This is a genomic window from Streptomyces sp. NPDC055025 (assembly GCF_053608565.1).
The window spans coordinates 42644-58822 of record NZ_JBSGVS010000009.1; the positions used below are offsets into that span (position 1 = coordinate 42644).

A 16179-nucleotide genomic window follows, 5' to 3' on the forward strand; every position below is an offset into this window, starting at 1 on the left:
GGGACAACCGTCCCGGAAGGCGGTTGGATTGGGGCGGGGTCGATGTTCACGAGAACGGGAGGCACCTGATCCGGAGCCTGTTTCGGGTGCCGGTCGGTGGGTGTTGAGGGGATTGTCGTGGACTGGTCGACGGGGTTGCTCGGGTTCGCCGCCGGACTCCTGATATCGGTCACCACCGCGCCTGCGGGCGTCTCCGGAGCGGTCTTCCTGCTGCCCGTTCAGGTCAGCGTGCTGGGTGTGCCGAGTCCGGCCGTGACACCCACGAACCTGCTCTACAACGTCGTGGCCGGCCCCGGTGCCCTGCTGCGCCACTGGCGGGCCGGGCGACTGGGCGGGCCGCTGACCCGCCTGCTCGTCGCGGGCACCGTCCCCGGCGTCGTCATCGGCGCCGTGATCCGCGTTTTCGCCGTTCCCGGCCCGCGCGTCTTCCGCCTCCTGGTCGCCGCGCTGCTGCTACCGCTCGGACTGTGGCTGTGGCTGCGGACCGTACGCCCGGCACTCCCGAGCACCCGCGACCAGCCTTCGCCTCGGGCAACGACGTTGCTGGCCTTGGCCGTCGGGGTCGCCGGCGGAATCTACGGAATCGGGGGCGGCTCCCTGCTGGGCCCGATCCTCGTCGGCCGCGGCACCCCCGTCGCCACCGTCGCACCCGCGGCCCTGGCCTCCACGTTCGTGACCTCCATCGTCGGCGCGGCCACCTATGCGCTGCTCTCTCTGGTCGCCACGGGCGACGTCGCCCCCGACTGGACGTTGGGCCTGTCCTGCGGAGCCGGTGGCCTGGTTGGCGGATACCTCGGCGCACACCTCCAGCCGCACCTGCCCGAGACCGCGCTGCGGCTTCTCCTCGGCGCCCTCGCCACCAGCGTCGGCGCGCTCTACGCAGTCCAGATCCTTCACTGACCGCGCCGCGTACGGTTGCCGCACAGAACTTGGGTGCTGTCGGAAACTCGTGAACATTCCGGCCTGGCGGTCTCCTTCCCACGCCTCCCGAGATGGTGAACAACTGCTGTCAATTCTGGCTCTGGCTCAACTTCTGTGACGTGGCCACTTTGAGTGACATCCGGACACCTTCGAGCCGTGCGCGATGTCGCCCGAAACTGGTCCGTGGACAAGACAGTTGGGCCGACAGTTCGAGGCCGTGGAAGAGGTCACGCGCTGGCTGAAGGAGTTGTTGTTCCCGTCGATCGCGGACGTCGCGGTGCTGTCGGTGGACGTGAACATCGAGATAGTGCGCGTTGACGCGCAATGCATCGCGAACGGTGCCCTGTGCCCGGTCTGCGGAGTCTGGTCGAACCGGGTTCATGGTTCCTACCTGCGGTTTCCCGCTGATGTGCCGAGCGGTGGCCGAAGCGTTGTTCTCCAGCTGAGGGTCCGTCGGTTCACCTGCGGGAACTCTGGCTGCGCACGCCGTACCTTCGTCGAGCAGATACCCGGCTTGACACGTCGGCACGGTCAGCGGACCGAGCAGTTGCGCTCCACCCTGGCTGCGGTCGGTCTGGCCCTCGCGGGCCGGGCCGGGGCCCGCATCGCCCGCGTTCTCGGGGTGTCCGTCAGCCGCAGCACGGTGCTCCGGCTGGTCGATGCGCTGCCCGATCCCGATGTCGCCGCGCCGCGGGTGGTCGGCGTCGACGAGTACGCCACCCGCAAGGGCCGCCGCTACGGCACCGTCCTCGTCGACATCGAGACCCGCCGCCCCGTCGATCTGCTGCCGGACCGGGAGGCGTCCAGCCTGGCAGCCTGGCTCGCCGAACGGCCGGGCACTGAGGTCGTCTGCCGCGACCGTGCGCCGTTCTTCGCCGAAGGCGCCTCCGCCGGCGCCCCGCAGGCCGTCCAGGTCGCGGACCGGTGGCACCTCTGGCACAACCTGAGCGAGGCCGCAGAACGGACCGTCGCCCAGCACCGCCGCTGCCTGCGAGCCCTTGTCCTGGCCACCCCCGAACCCGAGCCTGAGCCCGCCCCGGAAGAAGAACCGTCCGGTTCGCCATGGCCGACCGGGCACCGGTTCGCCGACCGCACCAGGTCCCGGCACGCCGCCGTTCACGCACTCCTGGAGGCAGGACACAGCCTGCGTTCGGTCCAGCGGCAGCTCGGCATGGCCTGGCACACCGTCAAACGGTTCGCCGATGCTGCGAAGCCGGAGGATCTGTTCACCGGCCAGTGGCAGAACCGGACCTCGGTACTCGATGACTACAAGCCCTACCTGGACGACCGCTGGAACGAGGGCTTCACCAACGCCTGGAAGCTGTGGGAGGAGATCGTGACGCTCGGCTACAAGGGCAGCTACCAGCGCGTTCGCGCCTACCTGTACAAGAAGCGCACCTCACCGCGACCGGTGACCGCCCGGCCGCCGTCGCCCCGAACGGTCTCCGGATGGATCCTCAGACGCCCGGAAACCCTCACCGAGCCCGAACAACTCCAGCTCAAGACCGTCCGTACCCAGTGCCCCGAACTCGACGCACTCACCCGACACGTCCGGTCCTTCGCGGTCATGCTCACCGACCGCCAAGGCGAGCGTCTCCCGGACTGGCTCGACGCCGTCCGACAGGACGACCTGCCCAGCCTCCACACCCTCGCCGCTGGCATCGACCGCGACCTCGACGCCGTCACCGCCGGACTCACTCTGTCCTGGAGTTCAGGTGCGGTCGAAGGCCATGTCAACCGGATCAAGATGCTCAAGCGCCAGATGTTCGGGCGGGCAGGCTTCCAACTTCTGCGCAAGCGCGTCCTACTGGCATGACGGAGGGGCGCCGCGTCAAGGACGACGAGCCAGAGTCTTCGACGCGAACAAGACCGATGGGGTCAGGTGTCGGCGCATTCGTCGATGACGGCGCAGCCGAGGCGGATGCCGCCCAGGTAGGTGGAGATGCCGTCATCGCCGTGCATGTGGGGCGCGTCCTGGAACCACTGCCGCCACAGGCCGCCCTCCTGGAGGAAATGGCCGGCCCGGTCGCTGTGCAGGACGGAGTCGGTGTACGCCAGGGCGCCCATAGCTGTCGGCTGGTCGTAGGCGAGGTCGGGCCGATGCAGGTAGCGATCCAGGTAAGCGCCGAGCAGGTCGGCGTCCCGTGCGGTGCCGAAACTCGCCAACGCCAGGCAGTAGGCCCCACCCGCGCAGCAGACCTCGCTCTCCAGCAGCAGTGCTCCCAGACGCTCGCGGAAGTGGTCACGGCGCGAGACGGCGGCGAGCCATGCCGCGGTGCGCCGCTCGCGCCAGCTGCCCTCGAAGAGAATGGTGAGCTCGGCGTTGGTAACAGCCCTCGCATCACGGGCCAGAGCATGAACGAACGGCTCGTATTCCTCGCGCGACATGCGAAGTACCGCTCCGCCAAGCCTCAGGTAGCGGCGCGCCGGGAGGCAATAGCGGCGGTACAGAGCCTGTATCTCGGGGTCGTGGCGGATCACCACCCCATCCTCTCGCGACGAGCACGCAGCTGAGGGCGTGGGGCGGAATACGTCTGCAGTGTCCCCGAGACGGGTGGGACGCCACCTGGGACCCAGGTCGGGTGAGTAGGGTTTCGACAGCACGCAGCGTTACTGCTCCACAGAAGATGAGCCAGAGCCAATTCTCATGCACACAGCCAGCGAAGGAAGGCTGCCCCCGGCAGCGCCAGGGCTTCACGCGTGGGGGCCGTGCAGGGCCTCGGTTCCACCAACGAGTGACTCTGACCTCCGTAGATGCTTCGGCGGCACCGGCTATCGGGCACTCACGCGTACGACGACGGGTCCGGCGGATGTGTGCTGCCGCCGCCGGCGGCCGGACACGTGCCGCCCCGTATGGGGTGGTGCGGTGCGGCCGGCCCGTTCGTGTCCGGGCAGGCCGCACCGGTGTGCGGCGGGCGGAGTCAGTCGACGGGGTGGAGGGGGACGTCGAGGTAGGACTCGGCGCCCGTGGGCGAGGTGATGTCGATGGTGGACACCGGGGCGGTGGTGCTGGGCGCGGTGAAGAGGGGGTCGTGGGTGTCGATGACCAGCTGGAGCTGGTGGCCCTTGGCCAGGACGTAGTCGGCGGGCTGGAGGGGGAAGGTCGTGGTGGTGGCCTGGCCCGCCTGTTCGGCGGTGAAGGTGTAGGGGGCGTGGGTGACGATGTGCGCCCTGCCGGTGGCCGGGTTGTGGTCGAGCAGGTAGGCGACGATCGTCGCGTCCGTCTGCTGCGGCTTCACGGTCACCCGCAGTTCCAGGTCACCCCGTACGCGGGCGGCCTGTTCCAGCGGCGTGGTGGCGAAGACCGCTGCGAGGCCGCGGTCGATGTCGGTCGTCTTGTATACGTGGGGCAGGCCCAGGCGTTCGGCCAGGCCGGTCTGGACGAGCTTCGGGGCGACGACGATGTCGGTGCCCGTGCCGGTGGCCTTCAGCGAACGGGTCCAGCCTGCCGCCGCGGTGCCCTCGGCCAGTTGTCCGTCGCTCTGCCCGGAGGCAGCGTCGGCGAGGTGGAACCGCTTCTTCGGCAGTGCGTAGTCGGCCCAGGAGGGGTGGCGGAGGTCGGAGAGGGGGTTGAACATGTACTCCGAGCGGACGTCGAACCGTGGAGTCTCCCCGTCGCCGGCGCTGCCGCCGAGGTGGTGGTCCATCCACCGGTAGGCCATGTCCGTGGGCTTGGCGGGGAGGCCGGCCAGGCCCGGGAGTTCGGCGTTGCCGTGGTCGCCGACCTGGACGAGGAGCGCCTTGGGTCCGGTCAGACGGTTGTGGAAGTCGATGACGGCGGGCACCGAGAAAATGGTCTCGTGCCAGGTGGTGGTCAGGAGGATGGGCGTCGCGGCGTCATTGAACGCCCTGAGGTCGTTCTTGGGCGACCGCGCTTCGGCGAACCTCCTGACCTCGTCGTCGATGGTATTGGCGCGGATCTTCTGGATGATCTCGCGGAACTCCTTCGAGCATCGCTCCTCGCCGAAGAGCCCCACGAGCGCCTCGAACGCCGCGAGGTGGCGGGTGCCGTTCTCGTAGAGGGAGGCGAACAGGTCGGTCCAGGCGCTGGCGCCCGCGACGGCCTTGATCCGCCGGTCCTTCGCGGCCGCGAGCAGGCTCGTACCGGCACCGTAGGAGGCGCCGAAGAAGCCGATCCGGTCCGCGTCGACCCCATCCTGCTGGATCAGCCAGTCGATCACCTCGGTGGCGTCGGCGACGTCCTGCGGACCGGCAACGTGGATCTCGCCCGTGGACTTGGCGAGACCGCGCTGGCTGTAGGCCAGGACGGCGTAGCCGCCCAGCGTCCAGCGGGAGATCATGCCGAGGTAGGCACGGTGCCCGATGCTGATCAGCGGGGCGGGCAGGACGACCGCGGGGCAGACCTGCCCGGGAGCGAGGTTCTTCGGGACGCTCAGCGACGCGTCCAGGAGCGTCCCGTCGGCCATCGTGAGGGAGACCTCCGAGTACCCGGCGGTCTCCGCGTACACCTCGTACTCGTCGGCCAGACCCCACTGGTCCAGACGGCCGATCCGGCGCGGCGACGGATCCAGCAGCGCCTCACGGATCGCATCCAGCTTCGCGAGATCTTCGGCCCCGAGCTCGAACGGCGTCTCCGCGGTTCCGTCAACGGACATGGCTGTACCCGCCTTTTGTGAAAGGGATGGCGACGAAGTGTCGGACACATGCTCACATCGCCAAGATCACCCCGGGGAAGCGTTCCACGCCGGCCACCCGAACGGATGAAGGGCACCGTGCAAACCACCAGGCGGACAACAGTCCAAAGCCTGATCGGGTACGGCCGCGCGCAGCCGCCCGGCCCCGGCGGGCGATGACCGGCTTGACGCCGAGGTCCCGGACGAGGCGGCGGTACGTGTCACGCGGTCGCCGAGCACGGCGCCGGGCGGCGCCGAGGCTGCCCGTGTCCGCCCCGCACGGGCGGCACGGCCTGCGGCAGCGGGATGACCTGGGTGACGCCGTCGCGGCCGCCGCCGGTCAGGGTGACGGCGAGCGGGGCGCCGGTGGCATCAGTGATCAAGCGGTGCCTGCCGCCTGCCTGCCCCGGCCGGGCAAGGCGTCGTCCCGGGAGGCGTCCGAGTCCGCGCCCTCGTAGCCCCCGAGCACGTTCCCGGTCTTGGAACAGCTGCTCGGTCCGCTACTTCAGCCGGCTGGTGAAGGTCCGTCTGTAGGCGGTCGGGGTCGTGTGGAGCCGCCTGCTGAAGTGGGCGCGCAGCGCGGCGGAGTTGCTGAATCCGGTGCGCTGGGCGACCTCTTCCACAGGGCTGGCGGTGGTCTCCAGGAGCGACTGTGCCGCCCGTAGTCTCTGCTCCAGCAGCCACTGGGCCGGGGTTGTCCCCATCTCGTCCCTGAAGCGCCTGGCGAAAGTCCGGCGAGTCATGCGGGACTGCTCGGCCATGTCCTCCACTGAGATCGCCTCGTCAAGATGGGACATGGCCCAGGCGCGCGCGGGCTGTGTCGCGCTCGCGGGCGAGGAGCCCTCGGTTGCCTGGACCGGCAGAGGAATGTACTGGGCCTGCCCCCCCTCGCGGTACGGTGCGATCACCGTCCAACGCGCCACATCCGCGGCTGCTGCCGCGCCATGGTCCATGCGAACCACGTGGAGGCACAGGTCGAGGCCGGCGGCGACGCCCGCGCTGGTGAGGATCGTTCCCTCGTCGACGTACAGGACTGCGGGATCAACGTCGATCTTCGGATACCGGGAGGCGAGTTCTTCGGCCGCAGACCAGTGCGTGGTGACGCGGCGGCCATCGAGCAGTCCGGCTTCGGCGAGCACGAACGCACCGGTGCAGATGGACATGATCCGTGCACCCCGGTGATGTGCTTGCAGGAGGGCTTCGGTGACTCCGGGGTAACTTGCCGTGGAGTACCGGTCGAGGCCCGGGACCACGATCGAGTCAGCGTCCTGGAGCGCTTCCAGTCCCCGTTCGGTCATGATTTCCGCGCCCGTCGAAGTCATGACGCGCCCTTTGCGAAGGCCTGCGAGTTCGAACCGGTATCGGCCGCCCCCGAGTTGCCCGAAGATCTGTGTGGGTGCGGCCATGTCGAGCATGAGCACGGTCGGGAGGATCAAAGTGACAATGCGATGTGGTGATGGCACAGAACCAGCGTAGTCGTTAATGCGGCACACTCAGCGACCGTAAGTCGACTTTCCGGACTTGACGGCTGAACCTACCTCCTTTGGCAGCGGAGGCGGTGCCGTTGAATGCGTGCGGTGACGTTTTCCTCTGACCGGGGAAGCCTCCGGAATAGGCCTTACCTGAATCCGCGTGCTCATCTCATGGCCGCAATTCGATGGATACTGGCCGTGTATCACCTGGTGGATCGCCTTTTCTTTGTGCATTTTTGGGACTGGTGCCGTCGGCCGTTTCGGCTATCGGTGCGCGAACCGCGAGTAGGAGGCGGCCGGAGGCGGCGTAAGCGCCCGTCGTGAATCCGCAGCTCTCCCGGCACATGGCAGCCGGGCGTCCGGTGTCGGCAGCGCGGGCTCGTGGCCCAGCGGCGGCCCGTCAGCTTCTGGCTGGCGGGACCGGCAGAGAGGAAGCAGCGTGATGAGTGACCAGACCCTGTTCTCGGCCGGAGGCGCCGACGAACCCGACCTCGAGCGCACTGGCGGCCTGAGGGTCTCAGTCGACGAGGCATTCTCCACGGCGGTGCGCATCCACCTGGACTCCACTTCGTGGGTCGACTACGTCCAGGGCTGGCTCGCCGGTGACGACCAGCTCATGAACATGCTGATGCAGCGCACCGATTGGGAGCAGCGCTCCCGCTGGATGTACACCCGCAGGATGGAGGAGCCGCGGCTGACGGCGGAGTACCCGGTTATCGCTGATGCTCCGCATCCGGTGCTGAGGTACCTGGCCGGGACTCTGACGGCGCACTATGAACGGCCGTACACCCGGTTGTGGATGAACTGGTACCGCAACCACAGCGACGGCACTGGCTGGCATGCCGACCGGCCTGCCAACAAGCTGGACGAAGCGGTCATTCCCGTCCTGAGTCTCGGTGCTACCCGCCGGTTCCTCATCCGTCCTGACGGCGGAGGGGCGAGCAAGCCGCTCGTCGTGCACGGCGGTGACCTGGTTGTCATGGGCGGCAGATGCCAGAAGGACTACCAGCACATGGTGCCCAAGCAGAAACGGCCTGCCGGTGCTCGTCTCAGCCTGAACTTCTCGGGCCCGGTTCCGACGGCCTGAACGCACGCCGTGCGGGAGGCGAAGTCGAGCCGGCCGCCCGGCGGCCGCGGCCGTGGCGGGGGCCGTCGGCGCCGTGCTGCCGGGCGGCTGGCGGCCGGACTGCCCTTCTCAACTCTCAGCGGGCGTTGTCGCGAGCGCTCGCCATTACGCGACCGTAGCTTCGATGGCCGACACGATTCCCGAGCCGGAAACGATTTGGTCGAGCCAGAAGCCGCTTTCGGCGAGCAGGGCGTGCCACTCCTCCTCGGTACGCTCACGGCCGCCCAGCATGGCGAGCATCGTGAGGTCGAGCATCTTTGCGTAGTGGGGCCCGTCGTCGTTCGGCAGTACGGTCTCCACCAGGACGAGCTTCGTTCCGGGCGCGGCGACCTTCGCGATGTTGCGCAGGATGCGGATCGCGGAGGGAGTGTCCCAGTCGTGCAGGACGACCGACATGATGTAGACGTCGGCGGCGGGTACGGCCTGCTGGAAGAAGTCGCCGGCGACGACCTGCGTGCGGTCGCTCAGGCCCGCGGCCTCGAGGAGGTCGTCGGCTTTGGCCACCACGCCGGGGAGGTCGAAGACGATGCCCTGGCGGCTGGGATCTTTCGCGAGCAGTTCGCTGAGGAGGGAGCCGTCCGCGCCGCCGATGTCGGCGATCGTTTGCCCCTGGGGGATCTGGTAGACATCCAGGAGGTTTCCTCGCACGGCCCGGCCGCCGCCAGCCATCGCGGAGTTCTGCAGCGCGGTGAGGCGGGGGGACTCGGAGACCCAGTCGAAGAGGGGCTTCCCGAGGACCTCGACCGCGCCGGTCTCTCCGGTGCGGGCGGTGTGGAGGAGGCCGCTGAAGGGGGCGTAGTGGGTTTCCATCCAGTAGCGCGCCAGCCCGCGGACGGAATCTGCGGGTCCGTCCGCCAGGGTCCGGCCGAGGTCGGTGACTGCCACGCCTTCGGGAGTGTTGCGGAAGACCCCGAAGGGTGTGAGGAACCGGATGATGCGGGCGAGCGCGTCCCTGTCCGCCCGCACGTGGCCGGCGAGGTCCTCGACGCTGCGGGGCCCGTTGAGCAGAGCTGTCGCCACGTCGAGTTCGGCTATGACGTACAGGGCCTGCGAGACCTCAAAGCCGGTGAGAAGGTTCTGCATCTGCACTGCCGGGGGAAGTGACGTGCGTGTGTCGGTCACGGTGGATTCTCCGAAATGACTTCGTGATCAAAAAAGGGGGTCTTGTGAGCCTTCTCTCGCGCCTGCCTGGCGGAGGTTTTGCCCGTAGGCGCCGCGCACGCTTCGTCTCGCGGGGCCCGGCGGCCCTGCACCGGGTGCAGAGCCGCCGGGACCGGCCCGGTGCGGCGGCGTGCCAGTTGGCGCGTCGTGCGACGTTCGGGGGCACCCCGTTCGGCGGGGCGCCCGTCGGATGCCGGGTCGGAGACTGCGTGGGCCGCTAGGGCCGGCCGTTGGGCCTGAAGATGACCTTGCCGCGGTACTTGCCGGCGAGGGCAAGGGCATCGGCGTACTGCTCCAGCCCGAACGTCGCTTCGACCGGGATGGCCAGGGCGCCCGACGCCATCAGGGGTGCCAGTTCCTCGTAGATGGCGGTGACCTTGTCGAAGCCGGTCTGGGCCTGGAACCAGTTCACGAGCCAGAACCCGCAGATCGTCTGGCTGGTGAATACCAGCGGCGGCCCGGCCACGGCGGACGGTTCACCGCTCATGCCGCTGTAGACCATGAGCGTCCCGTACAGGCCGATGCTGTCGAGCAGCCGCTGGGTCGCTGCGCCGCCGACACCGTCGATCGCGAGGCCGATCTTGGCGTTGCCGGTGGCCTCGGCGATGCGCTGCGGGAGGTCGGGGCCGTCCAGCAGGACGACGTCGCCACCGAGCTCGCGCAGTTCGTCGACGAGCTCGGGGCGTCGCACCACGTTGACGGTGCGAATGCCCTTGGCCCTGGCGATCGCCACGACGGCGCGTCCGACGCCGGAGTTCGCCGCGTTCTGGATCACCCAGTCACCGGCCTCGAGATCCACGAACTCCGTCAGGAGCAGGTACGCGGTCGGCGGGTTGATGCCGAGCATGGCGAACTGGTCGGCGTCGCCGTCCGGGAGCGGACGCAGCCAGGGCGCGTTGGTCTTCACGCGCTCCGTCCACGCGTTGCTCAGCGGCGGGATCAGCGTGCGGTCGCCGACCTTGAGGTGCTTCACGTCCCGGCCGGCGGCCGAGACCCGGCCGACCCCCTGCGCGCCGAGGAGGTGCGGAAGGGGCGGCAGGTAGCCGTAGCCGCCCGCGATGATGTAGAGGTCGGTCGGTTCGACGGGTGACGCTTCGACATCGATGACGACCTCGTCGGGCGCGGGGGCGCCGACATCAGGGACGTCGACGAGCTGGACCACGGCGGACGGATCGCCGTAACCGGTGAGTTGCAGAGCCTTCATGGACACTCTTTCGCTGTCACCAGGTCCGGCGGCCGGCCGCGCGGGGATACCGCATGCCGCCGCCGGAGCCTGACAGATGGATCCGGGTCAGTGCCCGGCGGTACGGCCACCGTCGATGTAGGAGATCTCGCCCGTGACGAAGCCGGAGTCCTCCAGGTACAGGACGGCCCGGACGACGTCGGCGATCTCACCGACGCGGTTGAGGGGAGCGAAGGACCTCTTGCCCTCAAGGGACTCGGGCTCGTGCAGCGGTGTCCGGACGATACCGAGAGACACGGCGTTGACCCGGATATTGTCCGCGGCGAGCTCCATGGCCAGACCGCGGGTCGCAGCGACGCACGCGCCCTTGGACATCGAGGCGAGGACAGCGGGTACGGACTGCAGCGCGTGCTCGACCAGGCTGGTGGTGACCTGGATGATGTGCCCGCCGCCCTGGCGCTGCATGGCCGGCACGGCTGCCTGGGTGGCGAAGAAGACACTGTCGAGGTTCGTCGCCATCACGCGCCGGTACAGTTCCTCCGGGATCTCCGCGATCGGGCCCGGGCGCCATATGCCCGCGTTGTTGATCAGCGTGTCGATCCGGCCGAAGCGCTCCAGCGCGGTCTCCACGACCCTGCGCGCAACCTCGGGTTCCCCGACGTCTCCGGCTACGGTGACGTAATCGGGGTCCTCAGAGGGCTTGATGGACCGGCCGTTGCCGACCGCACGCCACCCGTGTTCCCGGTACGCCTGAACGAATGCCTCGCCCAGACCTTGGGACGCGCCGGTTACGACGACCACTTTCTGTTCTTCAGTCATGACTGTCATCTCTCTTGCTGTTCGCTCTGTGGGACATCGGAAAGGGACGTCCCGCGACGCTGTATCAGGTCCCGTCGTCAAAACGGAACACCGCTCACTGCACTGCGTTTATCTCCGCGCCGGGCCAGAAGCACGGGACGTATCCGCTGCCGGGCAACTGCTGCTCGCATGCAGCGAGTCACCAATGGTGCGGTTCCTCCCAGCGAATGCCGACGCCGGACGCCCGCACATGGGACCTCCGCTTGGCGGCCGCGTGACCAAGAGCGCACCGACGGTCTCGGATCGACGTGCCCGTGCTTTCTCAATACACGCTTTCCGCATTGACATGGCGTCACTTTCCAGCCACTTCGGGCGGACCCGTAATAAGGAAAGAATCGCTCCGGGCGGACCTGCACGCGAGAGGCGAGAGGGACATTATTCGTCGTTTTCGTGCCACGGCGTGGCCGGGCTGGGGCCACGGGCCAGGTGGTCCGCGCTCAGCGTGGCAGTTCAGGCAGTGCCGTCCGACAGGTGATCGCCCGAGGTGTCCCGTGCCTGCCCGGTGAGGCGGGAACCTGTCGCTCGGGCATGCCACGGCGCGGGTGCCGGCTGTCTGTGCGATGCGGGAGCGGGCCGGGCGCCGGCCGGGGCGGGGCCGGGGGGCGGATGCCTCCGGCGTCGCCGCCGCTCTGGCGGTGCTACTTCACTGGCTGGGTGAAGGCGCGCCGGTAGGCGGTGGGCGATGTGTGGAGCCGGCGGGTGAAGTGTGTTCGCAGTGCGGCCGCGCTGCCGAACCCGGTCCGCAGGGCGACGTCGGGGATCGCGTCCCCGGTGGTCTCCAGCAGGGACTGGGCGGCTCGCAGTCTCTGCTCCAGCAGCCACTGGATCGGCGTCACCCCCGTCTCGTCGCGGAACCGCCTGGCGAAGGTCCGTCGGCTCATACCGGCCTGCCCGGCGAGATCCTCGACTTTGATCGGCTCGCCGAGGCGGGACAGTGCCCAGTCACGGGATACCTGGATCCTGTTTTCCGGCGAAGAGTTGAGAGTGCCGTGTGAGGGCAGGGGAATGTACTGGGCCTGCCCGCCTTCACGGAACGGCGCGGTCACCGTCCAGCGGGCCACATCGGCGGCGACCGCGGGGCCGTGGTCCGTGCGGACCACGTGCAGGCACAGATCCAGGCCCGCCGCGACGCCCGCACTCGTCATGATCTGGCCCTCGTCGACGTACAGAACGGACGCGTCCACCTCGATCCGCGGGTAGCGCACACCGAGTTCACCGGCCGCGGACCAGTGTGTCGTCGCGCGGCGCCCGTCGAGGAAACCTGCCTCGGCGAGCACGAAAGCACCCGTGCAGATCGACAGGATGCGCACGCCGCGGTGATACGCCTTCCCCAGGGCGGCACTCACCTGCGGAAAACGCAGCGTCGAATACTCGCCGAGGCCGGGAATGACGATCGTGTCGGCGTCCTGGAGGGCCTCCAGCCCACGTTTGACGACCACTTCCGCACCGGTCGAGGTCCTGACCCGCCCCTTGCGCAGGCCGGCGAGCTCGAACCGGTAACGGTCGCCTCCGAGCTGCCCGAAAACCTGCGCAGGCGCGGCTATGTCGAGCAGGAGCGCAGAGGGAAGGGTCAGAACGACGACAGTATGCGGCGAAGACACAATGCTGAGAATAGACACATCAACGGGGGGCGCGTCCAGCGGAATCCGCACCTCACACATAAACGGCCTCGTACGCAGAACGCACGGCCCGCTCCCGGCCGAATACGGCCCTGGCCGCAATTCGACGGCAACTGGCCGCCCTGCATCTGGCAGCGGCCCGGACCATGGGGCACTTTGGGTTCCATGATGTTTCCGGCCCAAGGCACAATCCCAATTCGCGGAGCGGCCCGCCATATCGAGGGCGCCCGCGGCGGGGGTGTGCCGGCATGAGGCCGGGAACGGTGCTGGTGTGCTTCGACGGCTCCGGGCCGGCGGTCCGCGGACTGGGCGCGGCCCTGGAGACCATGCCGTCCTCGGAACTCGTCGTTCTCGCCGTCTGGCAGTCCCCGGCGACGTGGCTTGCCGAGGGCGGCAGCATCGGAGCCGTCGAGGACTACACGGCAGTCGAGCAGGCCGAGAAGAAGACGGCCGACGAGTCGGCTTCCGCGGGTACGCAACGGGCTCTCGCCGCCGGCCGCCAGGCGACTGCCCGGGTCGAAGAGGCGTCGGAATCGGTATGGGAAACCATCCTCGGAGTCGCGGATGACATTCAGGCCGCAGTGATCGTCATCGGGTCGCGAGGACGCGGCGCCCTCAAAGGGGCAGTGCTGGGTTCGGTATCACGAGAGGTCCTGGCGCACTCGACGTGGCCACTATTGATTGTGCCTCCGCACGATGACTGACTGAGGACCGGTCACCGCACACTATTCCCTGTCGAATTCGGCCTGTCCGGCGTACACGCAACGGAACGCAGTCGATGAATGTACGCGAAGGAAAAAGATGATGGCTCCGGTTCTCGGCAACCGTAATCGCCGGATTCAGCTACCTGATTCCGTGGCTTTCTGGGGGATCGGGGCGATACTCGCGGTCTTCATGTTCGCGGCCAGCGCACCGGCCCCCCTGTACAAGGTCTACGAGGCCCGCTGGCACTTCTCGGCGCTGACGCTGACGATCGTGTTTGCCTTCTACGCGCTCGGGCTGCTGGTCGCGCTGCTGGTCACCGGCCGGCTCTCGGACCACCTCGGACGCCGCCCCGTCATCCTGGCGTCGATCATCGCCGAGGTCACGGCGATGGCATGCTTCATCGCGGCGGACTCGACCCTGCTTCTGTGCGTCGCCAGGACCGTTCAGGGACTTGCGACCGGCTGCGCCCTGGGGGCGCTGTCCGCGGCGCTCGCCGAGCTGTCCGCGGGCAGAAGTCCGCTGCTGGGGTCGGTGGTTGCCAGTGCCGCGCCCCCCTTCGGGCTGGCGGCAGGAGGGCTGGGATCGGCTGTCCTGGTGCAGTACGGACCGTCACCACTGCGGCTCGTGTACTGGCTCATCATCGGTGCGCTGCTGGCAGGAGCCGCCGCTGTCGGCGCCACCCGTGAAGTGGCCGGCAAACGCCCCGGCGCTCTCGCGTCGTTGAGGCCGGCCGCCAGGATCTCTTCCGAAGTGCGCCCCACGTTCGTGATGATCCTGCCGAGCCTGGCCGCCCTGTGGGCCCTGATCGGCTTCTACCTCTCGCTGGCGCCGGGACTGGTCCAGGCCATCGAAGGGTCGTCGAACCTCGTGTGGGGCGGCGGCGCGGTGTTCTGCATGTGCTTCAGCGGCGGGCTCGCGATCGTCATCGGCCGGGAGGCCGCGGCGCGCAGTGCCATGCTCATCGGCTGCATCGCGCTGTTCACCGGCGTCGGACTGACGTTCCTGGCGATCGTCCTCAGCAGTGTCGCGCTCTTCCTGACCGGCAGCGCCGTCGCCGGCGCCGGCTTCGGCCTCGCCTTCCTCGGCAACGTCCGCGCTGTCATCCACGTCGCCGCACCCGCACAGCGTGCGGGGGTCCTCGCGATTCTGTACGTCGTCTCTTACCTGATGTTCTCCATCCCGATCGTGATCGCCGGCATCGCCGAGGCGCACTTCAGCGCGCACGACGTGGCGCTGGCGTTCTCAGGAACGGTCACGGTACTGGCGGCCGTCGGAATCGCCGCATCCGCAAAGGGCCGCAGGCACTCCCCCCACCCCGCGGCCGCACATTCCGATCCGCCGCCCCCTGTTCCCCGCAAAGACCCCGCCCCGCCCCGTTCGACCTGACCCGGCCACCGCCGGCAGGCCACGTTCCGACCGTGCCGCAACCTCACTCACGGAGACATGATGAGCACCACGACCTACCGGGCCGTACGAGCCACCCCCGGCAGCACCTTCGAACTCGTTCAGCTCCCTCTCCCTCAGCCGGGCCAGGGGCAGGTGCGCCTCACGGTGGAGGCCTGCGGTGTCTGCCACAGTGACGTATTCGCCGTGGAGAACCTCTTCGGCCTGCACGCGCAGGGCGCGTCCACCGTCCCCGGTCACGAGGTGATCGGCCGTATCGAGGCCGTCGGGGACGGCGTGGACGGCTGGAATGTCGGGCAGCGCGTCGGACTCGGCTTCCTCGGCGGGCACTGCGGGATCTGCGCGATGTGCCGCCGCGGCCGCTTCGTACACTGCACCGACCAGCCGGTCGTCGGCGACAGCCACGACGGCGGATACGCAGAGAAGATGGTCGCCCGCGCGTCCGGGCTCGTGCGTCTGCCCGAGGACATCGACGCGGCCACCGCAGCACCCCTGATGTGCGCCGGGCTGACCATGTTCAACGCCCTGCGCAACACCCACCTCAGGCCAGGAGACCTCGTCGCCATCCAGGGCATCGGAGGACTCGGCCATCTGGGCATCCAGTACGCCCGCAAGATGAACCTGCAGGTGGCAGCCATCGCGCGCGGCGACGACAAGCGCGCCCTCGCCGTCCAGCTCGGCGCGCACCACTACATCGACAGCACTAGCGTGGATCCCGGCGAGGCCTTGCAGAAGCTCGGCGGTGCCCGCGTGATCGTCGCAACCGCCACCAGCGGCGCGTCCATGTCCGCCCTGCCCGGAGGCCTTGCCGTCGAGGGCCGGCTGATCATCGTCGGGGCCACGAACGATCCCGTCGAGGTGGACACGGCGACCTTGATCCTGGGCGGCCGGTCCGTCCACGGAGCTCTCACCGGCACCGCGGCCGACAACGAAGAAAACCTGGCTTTCAGTGTCGCGCACGACGTCCGCCCCGTGATCGAGACGATGCCACTGGAGCTGGCCGCCGACGCATACGCGCGGATGCTCGCGGGAGACGCCCGGTTCCGCGTCGTGATCACGATGAACTGACGGACTGATCCAGCAGCACTCCAGCAGC

General features: G+C 68.8%; 14 protein-coding genes. 6 read left to right on the plus strand and 8 right to left on the minus strand.

The features are described from left to right. Nucleotides 1-117 precede the first annotated feature (117 nt). Both ACWGDX_RS08180 and ACWGDX_RS08185 read left to right on the plus strand, forming a co-directional pair. Nucleotides 118-900: a sulfite exporter TauE/SafE family protein gene (locus ACWGDX_RS08180; RefSeq protein WP_453623397.1), complete on the plus strand. Its 783-nt coding sequence runs from the start codon at nt 118-120 to the stop codon at nt 898-900. Between the two features lie 259 nt (nt 901-1159). Next, complete coding sequence (locus ACWGDX_RS08185; protein WP_453623583.1) at nt 1160-2737, plus strand: ISL3 family transposase; 1578 nt, start codon at nt 1160-1162, stop codon at nt 2735-2737. Between the two features lie 62 nt (nt 2738-2799). On the opposite strand, the gene ACWGDX_RS08190 is transcribed toward ACWGDX_RS08185, so the two are convergent. The 4 genes from ACWGDX_RS08190 to ACWGDX_RS08205 all read right to left on the minus strand — a co-directional run bounded on the left by ACWGDX_RS08190 (nt 2800) and on the right by ACWGDX_RS08205 (nt 7048). Next, nucleotides 2800-3402 carry a DUF6000 family protein gene (locus tag ACWGDX_RS08190; RefSeq protein WP_453623399.1) on the minus strand — a complete coding sequence of 201 codons (603 nt, stop codon included), beginning with the start codon at nt 3400-3402 and terminating at the stop codon, nt 2800-2802. A gap of 440 nt (nt 3403-3842) precedes the next feature. Then, complete coding sequence (locus ACWGDX_RS08195; protein ID WP_453623401.1) at nt 3843-5537, minus strand: CocE/NonD family hydrolase; 1695 nt, start codon at nt 5535-5537, stop codon at nt 3843-3845. Between the two features lie 239 nt (nt 5538-5776). Further along, nucleotides 5777-5938 (minus strand): hypothetical protein, encoded by a 162-nt coding sequence (locus ACWGDX_RS08200; protein WP_453623403.1) that lies wholly within the window; start codon nt 5936-5938, stop codon nt 5777-5779. Between the two features lie 117 nt (nt 5939-6055). Next, complete coding sequence (locus ACWGDX_RS08205) at nt 6056-7048, minus strand: GlxA family transcriptional regulator (RefSeq protein WP_453623405.1); 993 nt, start codon at nt 7046-7048, stop codon at nt 6056-6058. Between the two features lie 421 nt (nt 7049-7469). On the opposite strand from ACWGDX_RS08205, the gene ACWGDX_RS08210 reads away from it, so the two are divergent. Beyond that, nucleotides 7470-8114: an alpha-ketoglutarate-dependent dioxygenase AlkB gene (locus tag ACWGDX_RS08210; protein ID WP_453623407.1), complete on the plus strand. Its 645-nt coding sequence runs from the start codon at nt 7470-7472 to the stop codon at nt 8112-8114. A gap of 144 nt (nt 8115-8258) precedes the next feature. On the opposite strand, the gene ACWGDX_RS08215 is transcribed toward ACWGDX_RS08210, so the two are convergent. From ACWGDX_RS08215 to ACWGDX_RS08230, 4 genes are all read right to left on the minus strand, one after another. Then, nucleotides 8259-9275 carry a methyltransferase gene (locus ACWGDX_RS08215; RefSeq protein WP_453623408.1) on the minus strand — a complete coding sequence of 339 codons (1017 nt, stop codon included), beginning with the start codon at nt 9273-9275 and terminating at the stop codon, nt 8259-8261. A gap of 256 nt (nt 9276-9531) precedes the next feature. Next, nucleotides 9532-10518: a zinc-dependent alcohol dehydrogenase family protein gene (locus tag ACWGDX_RS08220; protein ID WP_453623410.1), complete on the minus strand. Its 987-nt coding sequence runs from the start codon at nt 10516-10518 to the stop codon at nt 9532-9534. 87 nt (nt 10519-10605) lie between these two features. Continuing rightward, on the minus strand, nt 10606-11316 hold the full coding sequence (locus ACWGDX_RS08225) for an SDR family NAD(P)-dependent oxidoreductase (protein WP_453623412.1): 711 nt from the start codon (nt 11314-11316) through the stop codon (nt 10606-10608). A gap of 677 nt (nt 11317-11993) precedes the next feature. After that, nucleotides 11994-12956, minus strand: coding sequence for a GlxA family transcriptional regulator (locus ACWGDX_RS08230; protein WP_453623414.1), 963 nt, complete (start codon nt 12954-12956; stop codon nt 11994-11996). Between the two features lie 266 nt (nt 12957-13222). Between ACWGDX_RS08230 and ACWGDX_RS08235 the strand changes: the two genes are divergently transcribed. The 3 genes from ACWGDX_RS08235 to ACWGDX_RS08245 all read left to right on the plus strand — a co-directional run bounded on the left by ACWGDX_RS08235 (nt 13223) and on the right by ACWGDX_RS08245 (nt 16151). Next, nucleotides 13223-13678: a universal stress protein gene (locus tag ACWGDX_RS08235; protein ID WP_453623416.1), complete on the plus strand. Its 456-nt coding sequence runs from the start codon at nt 13223-13225 to the stop codon at nt 13676-13678. Nucleotides 13679-13829: 151 nt separating this feature from the next. Next, nucleotides 13830-15065 carry an MFS transporter gene (locus ACWGDX_RS08240; RefSeq protein ID WP_453623418.1) on the plus strand — a complete coding sequence of 412 codons (1236 nt, stop codon included), beginning with the start codon at nt 13830-13832 and terminating at the stop codon, nt 15063-15065. A 57-nt stretch (nt 15066-15122) separates the two neighbouring features. Next, complete coding sequence (locus ACWGDX_RS08245) at nt 15123-16151, plus strand: alcohol dehydrogenase catalytic domain-containing protein (RefSeq protein ID WP_453623420.1); 1029 nt, start codon at nt 15123-15125, stop codon at nt 16149-16151. Nucleotides 16152-16179 lie beyond the last annotated feature (28 nt).

What these genes read in the sequence shown, in the direction of transcription:
- ACWGDX_RS08220 (WP_453623410.1), bottom strand. Translation starts at nt 10,518, where the DNA reads ATGAAGGCTCTGCAACTCACCGGTTACGGCGATCCGTCCGCCGTGGTC.
- ACWGDX_RS08245 (WP_453623420.1), top strand. Translation starts at nt 15,123, where the DNA reads ATGATGAGCACCACGACCTACCGGGCCGTACGAGCCACCCCCGGCAGC.
- ACWGDX_RS08210 (WP_453623407.1), top strand. Translation starts at nt 7,470, where the DNA reads ATGAGTGACCAGACCCTGTTCTCGGCCGGAGGCGCCGACGAACCCGAC.
- ACWGDX_RS08195 (WP_453623401.1), bottom strand. Translation starts at nt 5,537, where the DNA reads ATGTCCGTTGACGGAACCGCGGAGACGCCGTTCGAGCTCGGGGCCGAA.
- ACWGDX_RS08225 (WP_453623412.1), bottom strand. Translation starts at nt 11,316, where the DNA reads ATGACTGAAGAACAGAAAGTGGTCGTCGTAACCGGCGCGTCCCAAGGT.
- ACWGDX_RS08235 (WP_453623416.1), top strand. Translation starts at nt 13,223, where the DNA reads ATGAGGCCGGGAACGGTGCTGGTGTGCTTCGACGGCTCCGGGCCGGCG.